Source organism: Acidovorax sp. FG48 (assembly GCF_057809085.1).
Genome location: NZ_JBMDJH010000010.1, coordinates 107,595 through 119,745 on the forward strand (window position 1 = coordinate 107,595; position 12,151 = coordinate 119,745).

Genomic DNA, 12,151 nt, shown 5'->3' on the forward strand with positions numbered 1-12,151 from the left:
TATACAACTTTCAGGGTACCACTTCCATGTTTCAAGCCTTTGACAACCCGGGCCCGGACCGCCCCCTGGGCCGTGCGCAGTGGATGGCGCTGCTGGCCCGGGCGCCGCTGGGGCTGCTCGAATCTGCCTTGCACGAGCATGCCACGCGCCCCGCGCGCTGGCTGCGTGCGCCCGAGACAGGTCTGATGATGGTGCAGGGCCGCGCCGGGGGCACAGGTGAGCGCTTCAACCTGGGTGAGGTCACCGTCACTCGCTGCGCTCTGCGCGTGGCTGATGCATCGGACGCGGCAGATGCCACCGTCGGCGTAGCGTACGTGCTGGGCCGCTCGCACCGCCAGGTGCAACTCGCGGCCCTGGCCGATGCGCTGCTGCAAGACCCTGCCCAGCAACCGGTGCTGGACGCCCAGCTGCTGGAATCGATCCGCGCCCACCTGCGCACCACCCAGGCCGAGCGCCAGGCGCGTGCCGCCAGCACCAAGGTGGACTTCTTCACCGTGGCTCGCGAGAGCGGTACCGACAACGACGAGGACACCGAATGAGCGCGACCCCGATGACCCCCATGACTCCGTTGGCATCCCTGGGTGCGGCATTCTCGAACGAAGCCTTTGGCAGCCAGGCGGTGTTCCGCGCGGTGCTGCAGGCGCTGTCGCACCCCGGCCGCACGGTGGCGGTAGAACACGACGCACAGACGCCTGCTGTGGGCCATGCCGCATCCGCTGCCGTGCTGCTGGCACTGCTCGACAGCGACTGCACGCTGTGGCTCTCGCCAAGGCTTGCAGCCAGTGACGCCGGTGCCTGGCTGCGCTTTCACACGGGCTGCACCTTGGTGAGCGATCCGACGCAGGCCCGCTTTGTATGGGTGGCTCAGGGCGACGAATTGCCCGCGCTGGGCAGTCTGGCCTTGGGCACCGACATCTATCCAGACCAGTCGGCCACTTGTGTGGTCGATGTATCGCACGCCACCGCCACCACGGCGGACGCTATCGATGCGTGGCACTTGCGCGGCCCAGGCATCCAGGACGTGGCGGCCTTGCAGTTGGACGGCTTGCCCGACGACTTCGAGACCCATTGGGCCGCCAACCATGCCGTGTTTCCGCGCGGTGTGGACCTGTTGCTGGCCACGGCAGGCCACATCGTGGGCCTGCCCCGCACCACGCGGGCGGCGTACGTTGCCCCCGCCCTTCAGGAGGCCTAAGCATGTACGTAGCCGTCAAGGGCGGAGAGGCCGCCATTCTCAACAGCTACCAGCTGCTGGCGCGCCAGCGCCGGGGCGATGCCTCGCAGCCCGAACTCTCGGTGCCGCAGATCCGCCAGCAGCTCAAGCTGGCCGTGGACCGCGTCATGACCGAGGGATCGGTGTACGACCCCGAGCTCGCGGCCCTGGCCATCAAGCAGGCTGCGGGTGACCTGGTGGAAGCCATCTTCCTGCTGCGCGCCTACCGCGCCACGCTGCCGCGCCTGGGCACCACCTGCCCGCTGGACACCAGCCTCATGGCGCTGGACCGGCGCATCTCCGCCACCTTCAAGGACCTGCCCGGTGGCCAGGTGCTGGGCCCTACCTACGACTACACGCAGCGCCTGCTGGACTTCAAGCTGCTGGCCGAAGGCCCGCTGGCGCCGCCTGCCGCTGCGGCAGCTACGGCCGCTGCGGTGCCGCCCAGCCCCACGCCGCGTGTGGTGGATCTGCTCAACCAGGAAGGCTTGATCGAAACCCGCCCCGTCCCCCCAGGCGACCCCGCGCCCACCGATCTGACCCGCGAGCCGCTGCGCTTCCCCGCCAACCGGGCCACGCGCCTGCAAAACCTGGCGCGCGGCGACGAGGGCTTCCTGCTTGCCATGGCGTACTCCACGCAGCGCGGCTACTCACACTCGCACCCGTTTGTGGGCGAGGTGCGCCTGGGCACGGTGGCGGTGGAGATCGTGCCGGAAGAGCTGGGCTTTGTCATCGACATCGGCGACATCGAGATCACCGAGTGCGAGATGGTGAACCAGTTTGCCGGCAGCAAGAGCCAGCCGCCGCAGTTCACCCGTGGCTACGGCCTGGCGTTCGGCCACAGCGAGCGCAAGGCCATGGCCATGAGCCTGGTGGACCGCGCCCTGCGTGCCGACGAGCTGGGCGAGCCCGTCGAGTCGCCCGCCCAGATGCAGGAGTTCGTGCTGGGCCACAGCGACAGCCTGGAGGCCTCAGGCTTCGTGCAGCACTTGAAGCTGCCGCACTACGTGGACTTTCAGTCCGAACTGGGGCTGGTGCGCAAGATGCGCGCCGCTGCCGCCCAACCCACCACCCCCGCCGAGGAGGACGCCGCATGAACGCGCCCATGGAACCCGCCGTGATGGGCTTGCCCGCCGACGCCGCGCCGGTGGACGGCCACTTCAACTTCGCCTACCTGGACGAGCGCACCAAGCGCATGATCCGGCGCGCCATCCTCAAGGCCGTGGCCATCCCCGGCTACCAGGTGCCGTTTGGCTCGCGCGAAATGCCCCTGCCCTACGGCTGGGGCACGGGCGGCATCCAGGTCACCGCGTCCATCATCGGCCCAGAGGACTGCCTCAAGGTCATCGACCAGGGTTCGGATGACACGGTCAATGCGGTCAACATTCGCCGCTTTTTTGAGCGCACCACGGCCGTGGCCACTGCCACCCGCACGCGGGAGGCCACGCTGATCCAGACGCGCCACCGCATCCCCGAGACGCCGCTGGCCGAAGGCCAGGTCATCGTCTACCAGGTGCCCGTGCCCGAGCCCATGCAGCGCCTGGAGCCGCGCGAGACCGAAACGCGCACCCTGCACGGCCTGGCCGAGTACGGGCTCATGCACGTCAAACTCTACGAAGACATCGCGCGCTATGGCCACATCGCCACCACCTACGACTATCCCGTGCTGGTCAATGGCCGCTATGTGATGGCGCCGTCGCCCATCCCGAAGTTCGACAACCCCAAGATGCACATGAACCCCGCGCTGCAGCTGTTTGGCGCGGGCCGCGAAAAACGCATCTACGCCGTCCCGCCCTACACGCCGGTGGAGAGCCTGGGCTTTGAAGACCACCCCTTTGAAGTGCAGCGCTGGGACGCCGCGTGCGCGCTGTGCGGTGCCACCGACAGCTTTCTGGACGAGGTCATCACCGACGACCAGGGCGGGCGCATGCATGTGTGTTCCGACTCGGATTACTGCCAGGAACGCCAGGCGCAGCAGGCTGAATCGGCGGTGGAACAAGGCGGCGCGGCATGAGCGCCGTGCAGATCCGCGAAGCCCGGCAGGCCGACCTGGAGCGCGTGCTGGCGCTGTACGCCGCCATTGAAGACAGCTCCGCCGACGTGCTGGCGCTGGAAGAAGCCCAGGCCGTGTGGGCCCAGTTTGCGCGCTACCCCAGCTACCGCCTATGGGTCGCTTGCGACCCCGCGCAGCACGGCGCGGTGGTGGGTACCTATGCACTGCTCGTCATGCACAACCTGGCGCACCGGGGCGCACCTTCGGCCATCGTCGAAGACGTGGTGGTGGCGCAGGACCAGCAGGGCCGCGGCATTGGCCGCCAGATGATGGCCCATGCCATGCAGCAGGCGCGCGATGCGGGCTGCTACAAGCTCGCGCTCTCGTCCAACGCCCGCCGCAAGGGCGCGCATGCCTTCTATGAATCCTTGGGCTTTGCGCAGCATGGCCTGAGCTTTGTTGTCGAGACCCTCACATGAATCACCCCGAACCTTCTGCGCCGCTGCTGAGCGTGCGCAACGTCAGCAAGCGCTATGGCGACCGCGTGGCGCTGCAAGGCGCGTCCTTTGACCTGTGGCCCGGCGAGGTGCTGGCCGTGGTGGGCGAGTCGGGCTCCGGCAAGTCCACGCTGCTCAACGCCATTGCAGCACGCAGCGCCCCGGACGAAGGCACGGTGCAGTTCCGCCAGCGCAGCGGCGAGCTGCAGGACATCTACGCCATGACCGAAGCCCAGCAGCGCCTGCTGGCCCGCACCGACTGGGGCTTTGTGCACCAGAACGCGGCGGATGGCTTGCGCATGGATGTATCCGCCGGTGCCAACGTGGGCGAGCGCCTGATGGGCCTGGGCGAGCGCCACTACGGCCGCCTGCGCGCCACGGCCACGGAATGGCTGCAGCGTGTGGAGATCGACGCGGCGCGCATCGACGATGCACCGCGCACGTTCTCGGGCGGCATGCGCCAGCGCCTGCAGATCGCCCGCAACCTCGTCACCCAGCCCCGCCTGGTGTTCATGGACGAACCCACCTCGGGCCTCGATGTGTCGGTGCAGGCGCGCCTGCTGGACCTGCTGCGCCAGCTCACGCGGCAGATGCAGCTGGCGGCCATTGTGGTCACGCACGACCTGGCCGTGGCGCGCCTGCTGGCGCACCGCATGGTGGTCATGCAGCGCGGCCGTGTGGTCGAGGCGGGCCTGACCGACCAGGTGCTCGACGACCCGCAACACCCCTACACCCAGCTCCTCGTTTCTTCGGTACTGCAGCCATGAACCAGCCTCCTTCCATTGCGCCCATCCTCCAGATGCAAGGGGTGGCCAAGCGCTTCACCCTGCACCACCAGAACGGCATAGAACTGCCCGTGCTCGCCCAGGTGGAACTGGCCGTGCGGCCGGGTGAGTGCGTGGTGCTTGACGGCCCCTCGGGCATGGGCAAGAGCACGCTGCTCAAGATGATCTACGCCAACTACCGCGCCAATGCGGGCCGCATCACCGTGCGCGCGGCCGATGGCACTGTGGTGGATTTGACGCAGGCCACCCCGCGCGCGCTGGTGCAGCTGCGGCGCGACACCGTGGGCTATGTGAGCCAGTTCCTGCGGGTCATCCCGCGTGTGTCGGCCCTGGATGTGGTGGCCGAGCCACTGGCCGAAGACGCGGGCGACGACCCAGCGGGCATCGAGGCTGCACGCGAGGAAGCGCGCCAGTGGCTGACGCGCCTGCGCATCCCCGAGCGGCTGTGGCACCTGCCGCCCGCCACGTTCTCGGGCGGGGAGCAGCAGCGCATCAACATCGCCCGCAACATGATCAAGCCCAAGCCGCTGTTGCTGCTGGACGAGCCCACCGCATCGCTCGATGCAGCCAACACCGAGACCGTGATTGCCATGATCCGCGAAGCCGTGGCGCGCGGGGCGGCCCTGGTGGGCATCTTTCACGACGCGCAGGTGGGGGCCGCCGTGGCCACACGCCGTGTGAATGTGGGTGACTTCCGGGGGGTATTGGCATGACCGCGACCGTGTTCAAAAACGCCCGCATGGTGCTGCCGGGCGAAGTGGTGTTGGGCAGCCTGCAGGTGGATGCTGGGCGCATCGCGTCGGTGGACGGCGGCGGCACATCGGCGTTGCAGGGCATTGACCTGGGTGGCGACTACCTGCTGCCGGGCCTGGTCGAAATCCACACCGACAACTTCGAGCGCCACCTCATGCCGCGCCCCAAGGTGCAGTGGGCCGAGATGCCCGCACTGCTGGCGCACGACGCCGAGATTGCGGCCGCAGGCATCACCACCGTGCTGGACGCGCTGGGCGTGGGCGAGGCCGATGTGGACAGCCTGCGCGGCAGTGCCTGGAACCGTGTGCTCGACACCATCGACACCTGCACCGAGCGCAACCTGCTGCGGGCCGACCACCACCTGCATGTGCGCTGTGAGCTGCCCGCGCCCAACACCATCGACCTGTTCGAGCCCTTCCACGGGCACCCGCGCCTGTCGCTGATCTCGCTGATGGACCACACCCCTGGCCAGCGCCAGTGGGAGAACATCGAGCAGGCGCGCACCTACTACACCGGCAAGAAAGGCTGGAGCGCCGAAAAGTTCGAGCGCCAGGTGGCGCACGCGGCCACGCTACAGGCGCAGTACGCCGAGCCACACCGTGCGTACTTTGTGGATTACTGCCGCACGCACGGCATCTCGCTGGCCAGCCACGACGACACCACGGTGGCCCATGTGGAGCAGGCCCATGCCGAAGGGGCTGCCATGTCGGAGTTCCCGACCACGCTGGCTGCGGCCCAGGCGGCGCACGAACGTGGACTGCTCACCGTGATGGGCGGGCCCAACGTGGTGCGCGGTGGTTCGCACTCGGGCAATGTGGCGGCGGCAGATCTGGCGCGCAGGGGCTTGCTGGACATCCTTTCGTCGGACTACGTGCCCGGCAGCCTGCTGAGTGCGGTGATGCGGCTGGTGCAGGACGACATTCTGCCCCTGCCACAGGCCGTGGCCACCGTCACCCGCAACCCGGCCAAGGCTGCGGGCATGGCCGATCGCGGCGAGCTGGCCCCTGGCCTGCGCGCCGACCTGGTGCAGGTGCACATGGCCGAACTGCCCGATGGCGGCCGCCAGGCCGTGGTGCGTGGGGTGTGGCGCGAAGGGCAGCGGGTGCTGTAGAGCGCGTGCAGGTCTTTCCTGACATCCAAACTTCTCCCAACTGTCAAAGCACTGTCACGCCCTCCAAACACACTCCGGTTGTCTAGACGACTTCTTCCGTTTCCAAATCATCCGTGTCGTTGTTGCTTCGCCTTGCCGTGCTACAGCACTGTCTGCGGCTTTGCGCCTAGACACGAATGATTTGGAAACGGAATTAACCCCCTAAGGAGGCTGCCATGACTGCCGCACTGCACATCCACCAACTGAACAAGCATTTCGCCAACGGCAAACACGCCCTGCGTGACATCAACCTCACCGTGCAGCGCGGCGAGATGGTGGCGCTGATTGGTGCCTCGGGCTCGGGAAAGTCCACCCTGCTGCGTCATGTGGCGGGCCTGGTGGTGGCCGATGCGGCCAGCGATTCGCTGATCGAGGTGGACGGCCGCTGCGTGCAGCAGGGCGGGCGCATCCACAGCGACATCCGCAAGGTGCGTTCGCAGGTGGGCTTTGTGTTCCAGCAGTTCAATCTGGTGGACCGCTTGCCGGTGCTGATGAACGTGCTGGTGGGCCTGCTGCACCGCACGCCCTGGTGGCGCGGCTGGCTGCGCATGTTCAAGCCGCACGAGCGCGCGCTGGCGCTGGAAGCGCTCAACCGCGTGGGCATTGCCGAGTGCCATGCGCAGCGCGCATCCACCCTGTCAGGCGGGCAACAGCAGCGGGCGGCCATTGCCCGCACGCTGGTGCAGGGCGCCAAGGTGGTGCTGGCCGATGAGCCCATTGCCTCGCTCGACCCCGAATCCTCCCGCAAGGTCATGGACATCCTGGCGCGCATCAACCGCGAAGACCGTTGCACCGTCATCGTGTCGTTGCACCAAGTGGATGTGGCCATCAAGTATTGCCCGCGCGTGGTGGCTCTGCACCACGGGCAGGTGGTGTACGACGGCCCCTCCGCGGCCCTTACGCCCGCGTTGCTGCGTGGCCTGTACGGCGTGCAGGCCGATGAAATCCTGTCGGATGCGTCCGGGGCCCACCCTGCACCTGCGCATGCCCCCATGCCTGTGCCGCAGTGGTCGCCCGCAATTGTGCAGGCCGCTTGATCGGTGATTCGGTTCCCTTCATTTCCTTTCTCTGGAGCTTTCAACATGTTCAAGAAACTGTGTGCTACCCTGACACTCGGGCTGGGATTGACCACGGGCGCGCTGGCCCAGGACATCAACTTCGGCATGATCTCGACCGAGGCCACGCAAAACCTCAAGGCCGACTGGCAGCCGCTGCTGGACGACATGGCCAAGCAGACAGGCCTGAAGATCAACGCCTTCTTTGCGTCCGACTACGCGGGCCTGATCGAAGCCATGCGCTTCAACAAGATGCAGGTGGCCTGGCTGGGCAACAAGTCGGCCATGGAAGCCGTGGACCGCGCCAACGGCGAAGTCTTTGCACAGATGGTGAATGCCGACGGCACTCAGGGCTACTACTCGCACCTCATCGTGCACAAGGACAGCCCCCTGGCCAGCCTGGACGATGTGCTCAAGAACGGCAAGTCGCTGAGCTTTGGCAATGGCGACCCCAACTCCACCTCGGGCTTCCTGGTGCCCGGCTACTACGCGTTTGCGCAGAACAAGATCGACGCGAAGACGCACTTCAAGATCACGCGCAGCGCCAACCACGAGACCAACGCGCTGGCCGTGGCCAACAAGCAGGTGGATGTGGCCACCAACAACAGCGAAAACCTGGAAAAAATCAAGGAGCGCCAGCCCGAGAAGTTCAAGGACATCAAGATCGTCTGGACCTCGCCCCTGATTCCGCTGGACCCTCTGGTGATGCGCAAGGACTTGCCCGAGGCCACCAAGACCAAGATCCGCAACTTCTTCTACAACTACGCCAAGACCGATGCGCGCGAGAAGGAGATCGTGATGAAGATCTCCAAGCTGTCGGGCTTCAAGCCCTCGACCAATGCCCAGCTCACGCCCATCCGTCAGCTCGACCTGTTCGGCAAGCGCAACAAGATCGAGGCCGACGCCACCTTGGCCGATGCCGACAAGAAGACCCGCCTGGCCGAGATCGACCAGCAGCTGGCGTCGCTCAAGTAATCCGCCGCTTGGTTGCTCTGGCCCGGGTGTCCCCATGTCCTCAACATTGAATCCTTCTCTGGCCGCGCTGGCCAGCACCACGTCGCCCAAGCGCAGCCTGGCCTGGTACCTGTCGTGGGGCATCCTGCTGGTGTTGCTGGCCGCGTCCTGGCAAGGCGCCGACATGCGCCCGCTGGCCTTGTGGAACGACTCGGGCAACATGGTCAGCTACGCAGCGGAGTTCTTTCCGCCCAATTTTGCGCAGTGGCAGATCTATGTGCAGGAGATGCTGGTCACCCTGCAGATCGCGCTGTGGGGCACGGCTCTCGCCGTGATCACCTCCGTGCCGCTGGCGCTGCTGGCCTCGTCCAACATCGTGCCCTGGTGGGTGTACCAGCCGGTGCGCCGCGTACTGGACGCATGCCGCGCCATCAACGAAATGGTGTTTGCCATGCTGTTCGTGGTGGCCGTGGGCCTGGGGCCGTTTGCGGGCGTGCTGGCGCTGTGGATCCATACCTCGGGCACGCTGGCCAAGCTGTTTTCTGAAGCCGTGGAGGCCATCGACCCGCAGCCCGTGGAGGGCATCCGCTCCACCGGCGCGAGTGCACTGCACGAAATCATCTACGGCGTGATCCCGCAGGTGATGCCGCTGTGGATCTCGTACACGCTGTACCGCTTTGAAGCCAACGTGCGTTCGGCCTCGGTCGTGGGCATGGTCGGCGCAGGCGGCATCGGCGTGGTGCTGTGGGAAATCATTCGCGGCTTTCAGTACGCCGAGACCTGCGCGGTGATGCTCATCATCGTGGTGACGGTGAGCGTGATTGACCTGGTCTCTGCGCGTATTCGTAAAGCGTTGGTCTGACAAGGAAAGACGATGGCATTGAGCCTGGAAGACATTGCCCACCTGCTCGCCACCCGGGGCGTGAATCAATATGGCCGCGAGGCGGTCAGCCAGCTGGAGCATGCCTTGCAGTGCGCGCAGTGGGCCGAAAAGTCGGGCGAGACCCCCGCGACGGTCGCAGCGGCTTTGCTGCACGACCTGGGCCACCTGCTGGCACCCGGGGGCGACACGGCCGAGCAGGACGACCTGCACCAGTACATGGCCATCCCGTTCCTGCGGGGCCTGCTGCCCTACGCGGTGCTGGAGCCCATCCGCCTGCATGTGGATGCCAAGCGCTACCTGTGCACCATGGAGCCGGGGTATTGGGAGACGCTGTCACCCGCATCGCAGCACAGCCTGGTGCTGCAGGGCGGGCCCTTTACGCCCAAAGAGGCGATGCAGTTTGCGGCCCAGCCATTTGCGCAGGAGGCCATCCGCCTGCGCCGATATGACGACCATGCCAAGGTGCCGGGGTTGGTCACTCAGCCGCTTCGCTACTACATGGCCGGGTTGGAGCGACTGGCCCTCGTTACCGAGGCGGCCTTGGTGCATTGAACGCGCACCCTCAACGGGGGCTTGTCCGCTTCGGCTTCCGAGCGCGTGTGGCTACCGCTCAGGTCGCCCGGTTCGCAGGACGGCATTGCCCTGTCGCCAGCCCCAGGTGCTGCTGCATCGCACGGATCATGGTATCCACAGAGCCGAAACCGCTGCGCGCTGCAATCTTCTCCTGAGGCCAGTCGGTCTGGCGCAGCAGCGCCGCAGCGTGCTGCGCACGCACCTGGGCCACGAAGCGGGCAGGGGTGCAATTGGCCTGCGCCGTAAACGCACGTGCGAAGTTGCGGGGGCTCATGTGCGCACGCTGGGCCAAGGCATCTACCGACAGATCCTGGGTCAGATGCCCCTGAATCCAGGCCATCAGCTCGCGCATGCGGACCGATGCATCGGTCTGCGCCAGCAGTGCCGGGCTCAGCTGCGGTGTGGTGTCTGTGCGCAGCGTGAACACCGCCAGATCCCGGGCGATCTGCATGGCGACGGCGCGGCCCAGGTCTTCTTCGATAAGGGCCAGAGCCATGTCCAGCCCTGTGGTCACACCGGCCGATGTCCAGAGCGCGCCGTCGCGCACAAAAATTCGGTCACGCTGTACCTGTGTGCCAGGGCATAACTGGGCGAGCAGATCGCAGGCATTGATATGGGTCGTCGCCTTGCACCCTTCCAGCAGCCCTGCAGCGGCCAGCGCAAAGGCGCCCGTGCAGACGCTGGCCACCCGCCGTGACCGCTGCGCAGCCTGGGCCAGCCACGCCCCCGCGCCGTCCTCGTAGATCGCGCGGCGCAGGGCATCCTCCTCACCACCCGCCACGATCAGCGTGTCGATCAAGCCGTCCATGGCCTGCATGGGGACGGTGTCGGCCACCGCAAATCCCGCACTGGTGCGCACAGGGCCCCCACGTGGTGAAGCCATGTGCACCCGGTAGGCCCCCGGAGCCGCGAGGGTGGCCTTGCTGAATGCGCTGGCGGGTGCCGCAATGTCGATGGCCTCCACCCCTTCAAAGGCCAGCAGGACCACTTCGCGGCAAGGGGCGTGGGCAGCGGCCTTGGCAGGAACTGCGGCGGATTTGGCATGGCGCGACATCGTGATGCAACCTAAGCTGGGGCTGGTGAACGTGGTGAATAGAGGATGTCAACAGGAGGCGGGGCGTGGCGATATTGTGGCGTTGGATGGAGGTGGTGAGCATGGGGCTGATCGCCATGGCGGCGTGGACCGCAGGTGCGACCTCGGGGTTCGCGCAGCCTATGGAGGCGCACCAGGGTGCCCGGGCCGCTGCGCCTTTCGCGCTGGCCCTGCGCCCCCCGCCGGCCGGGGGCACCGCCCCCGTGATTGCCGTGCTGGCATTGAACGAGGGGACGGAAACCACAGACTTCCTGGTTCCCCATGCCGTGCTGCAGCTGGCCCAGGTGGGCGTGGTGGAGGCCGTGGCCCCACGCGCAGGCGCGGTCACCTTGATGCCCGCGCTGCAAGTGGAGGTGCCACGCAGCTTCGCGGCCTTTGATTCCGTGTATCCGCAGGGGGCAGACATCGTGGTGGTGCCTGCTCTGCACACCGAAGACGACCCGGCGGTACTGGCGTGGCTACAGGCCCAGGCGGCCAAAGGGGCTGTGGTGGTCGGTATCTGCAGCGGGGCCAGGGTGTTGGGCCGGGCGGGCTTGCTGGATGGACGCCGCTTTGCGGGGCACTGGTATGACCGCAGCACTTTGCTGCGGCGCCACGCGGGCGCGGTGCATGTACCCGGGCAGCGCTATGTGGCCGATGGGCCGGTGGTGACCACCACGGGGGTGTCCGCGTCTTTGCCCGTGTCGCTGGCTTTGGTCGAGACGCTGGCGGGTGCCGAGCGAGCGCGTGCTGTTGCGAGCGCGCTGGGCGCGCCATCCTGGGGCCCCGCACACCGCAGCGAACGGTTTGGCCTGTCGCTTGCGCATGTGGGGACCCTCTCGATCAACACCCTGCTGTTCTGGCGGCATGAGCGCATCGACATCCCCGTGATGGATGGGGTGGACGATGTGGCGCTGGCCCTGGCGGCAGATGCGTGGTCGCGCACCTACCGCTCTCGCGCTGAGGCGGTGAACGCCCTCGCCAGCCCCGTGCACCTGCGCAGCGGCTTGGTGCTGCGGGCTGCGCCGCCTGATGCGTCGGCGACCACGGTCTTGCTGGACAGGGACATGCACCCCGCCTGTGTGCTGGACCACAGCCTGCAGATGATCGGTCAGCGTTACGGGGCGGCTACGCGCCAGTGGGTCGCCACACAACTGGAATACGAAGACCCCGTGGTGCGCTGTGGGGCAGCGGGTCCGTCTCCGTGATTGACTACTCTCTAC

Annotated in this window: 14 protein-coding genes; 13 read left to right on the plus strand and 1 reads right to left on the minus strand. The window is 67.0% G+C overall.

Translation table 11 applies throughout. The features are described 5' to 3' along the window. Positions 1–26 precede the first annotated feature (26 nt). From phnG to ACODSU_RS15580, 12 genes are all read left to right on the plus strand, one after another. Positions 27–539: a phosphonate C-P lyase system protein PhnG gene (gene phnG / locus ACODSU_RS15525; RefSeq protein WP_488842987.1), complete on the plus strand. Its 513-nt coding sequence runs from the start codon at positions 27–29 to the stop codon at positions 537–539. Then, on the plus strand, positions 536–1,195 hold the full coding sequence (gene phnH, locus ACODSU_RS15530) for a phosphonate C-P lyase system protein PhnH (RefSeq protein ID WP_488842989.1): 660 nt from the start codon (positions 536–538) through the stop codon (positions 1,193–1,195). The genes phnG and phnH overlap by 4 nt, the downstream gene beginning before the upstream one ends. Before the next feature lie 2 nt (positions 1,196–1,197). After that, the gene (locus ACODSU_RS15535; protein WP_488842991.1) at positions 1,198–2,310 is read left to right on the plus strand and encodes a carbon-phosphorus lyase complex subunit; all 1,113 of its coding nucleotides are present in this window, start codon (positions 1,198–1,200) and stop codon (positions 2,308–2,310) included. After that, the gene (locus ACODSU_RS15540) at positions 2,307–3,227 is read left to right on the plus strand and encodes an alpha-D-ribose 1-methylphosphonate 5-phosphate C-P-lyase PhnJ (protein ID WP_488842993.1); all 921 of its coding nucleotides are present in this window, start codon (positions 2,307–2,309) and stop codon (positions 3,225–3,227) included. The genes ACODSU_RS15535 and ACODSU_RS15540 overlap by 4 nt, the downstream gene beginning before the upstream one ends. After that, the gene (locus ACODSU_RS15545; RefSeq protein ID WP_488842995.1) at positions 3,224–3,685 is read left to right on the plus strand and encodes a GNAT family N-acetyltransferase; all 462 of its coding nucleotides are present in this window, start codon (positions 3,224–3,226) and stop codon (positions 3,683–3,685) included. The genes ACODSU_RS15540 and ACODSU_RS15545 overlap by 4 nt, the downstream gene beginning before the upstream one ends. Next, positions 3,682–4,470 carry a phosphonate C-P lyase system protein PhnK gene (phnK, locus tag ACODSU_RS15550; protein ID WP_055399975.1) on the plus strand — a complete coding sequence of 263 codons (789 nt, stop codon included), beginning with the start codon at positions 3,682–3,684 and terminating at the stop codon, positions 4,468–4,470. Before ACODSU_RS15545 ends, phnK begins: the two co-directional genes overlap by 4 nt. Beyond that, the gene (phnL, locus tag ACODSU_RS15555) at positions 4,467–5,201 is read left to right on the plus strand and encodes a phosphonate C-P lyase system protein PhnL (protein ID WP_488842997.1); all 735 of its coding nucleotides are present in this window, start codon (positions 4,467–4,469) and stop codon (positions 5,199–5,201) included. Before phnK ends, phnL begins: the two co-directional genes overlap by 4 nt. Next, a complete protein-coding gene (locus ACODSU_RS15560; protein ID WP_488804514.1) occupies positions 5,198–6,352 on the plus strand; it encodes an alpha-D-ribose 1-methylphosphonate 5-triphosphate diphosphatase in 1,155 nt (384 codons plus the stop codon). The genes phnL and ACODSU_RS15560 overlap by 4 nt, the downstream gene beginning before the upstream one ends. A 215-nt stretch (positions 6,353–6,567) precedes the next feature. Then, a complete protein-coding gene (gene phnC, locus ACODSU_RS15565; RefSeq protein WP_488842999.1) occupies positions 6,568–7,428 on the plus strand; it encodes a phosphonate ABC transporter ATP-binding protein in 861 nt (286 codons plus the stop codon). 45 nt (positions 7,429–7,473) lie between these two features. Beyond that, positions 7,474–8,421 carry a phosphonate ABC transporter substrate-binding protein gene (gene phnD, locus ACODSU_RS15570; RefSeq protein ID WP_488843001.1) on the plus strand — a complete coding sequence of 316 codons (948 nt, stop codon included), beginning with the start codon at positions 7,474–7,476 and terminating at the stop codon, positions 8,419–8,421. Positions 8,422–8,455: 34 nt separating this feature from the next. Then, positions 8,456–9,262: a phosphonate ABC transporter, permease protein PhnE gene (phnE, locus tag ACODSU_RS15575; protein ID WP_488843003.1), complete on the plus strand. Its 807-nt coding sequence runs from the start codon at positions 8,456–8,458 to the stop codon at positions 9,260–9,262. A 12-nt stretch (positions 9,263–9,274) separates the two neighbouring features. After that, positions 9,275–9,835 carry a phosphonate degradation HD-domain oxygenase gene (locus tag ACODSU_RS15580; protein WP_476016256.1) on the plus strand — a complete coding sequence of 187 codons (561 nt, stop codon included), beginning with the start codon at positions 9,275–9,277 and terminating at the stop codon, positions 9,833–9,835. Between the two features lie 58 nt (positions 9,836–9,893). On the opposite strand, the gene ACODSU_RS15585 is transcribed toward ACODSU_RS15580, so the two are convergent. After that, the gene (locus ACODSU_RS15585; RefSeq protein WP_488843005.1) at positions 9,894–10,910 is read right to left on the minus strand and encodes a GlxA family transcriptional regulator; all 1,017 of its coding nucleotides are present in this window, start codon (positions 10,908–10,910) and stop codon (positions 9,894–9,896) included. Positions 10,911–10,975: 65 nt separating this feature from the next. Here ACODSU_RS15585 and ACODSU_RS15590 point away from each other — a divergent pair, with 65 nt between their 5' ends. After that, positions 10,976–12,136 carry a DJ-1/PfpI family protein gene (locus ACODSU_RS15590; protein WP_488843007.1) on the plus strand — a complete coding sequence of 387 codons (1,161 nt, stop codon included), beginning with the start codon at positions 10,976–10,978 and terminating at the stop codon, positions 12,134–12,136. Positions 12,137–12,151 lie beyond the last annotated feature (15 nt).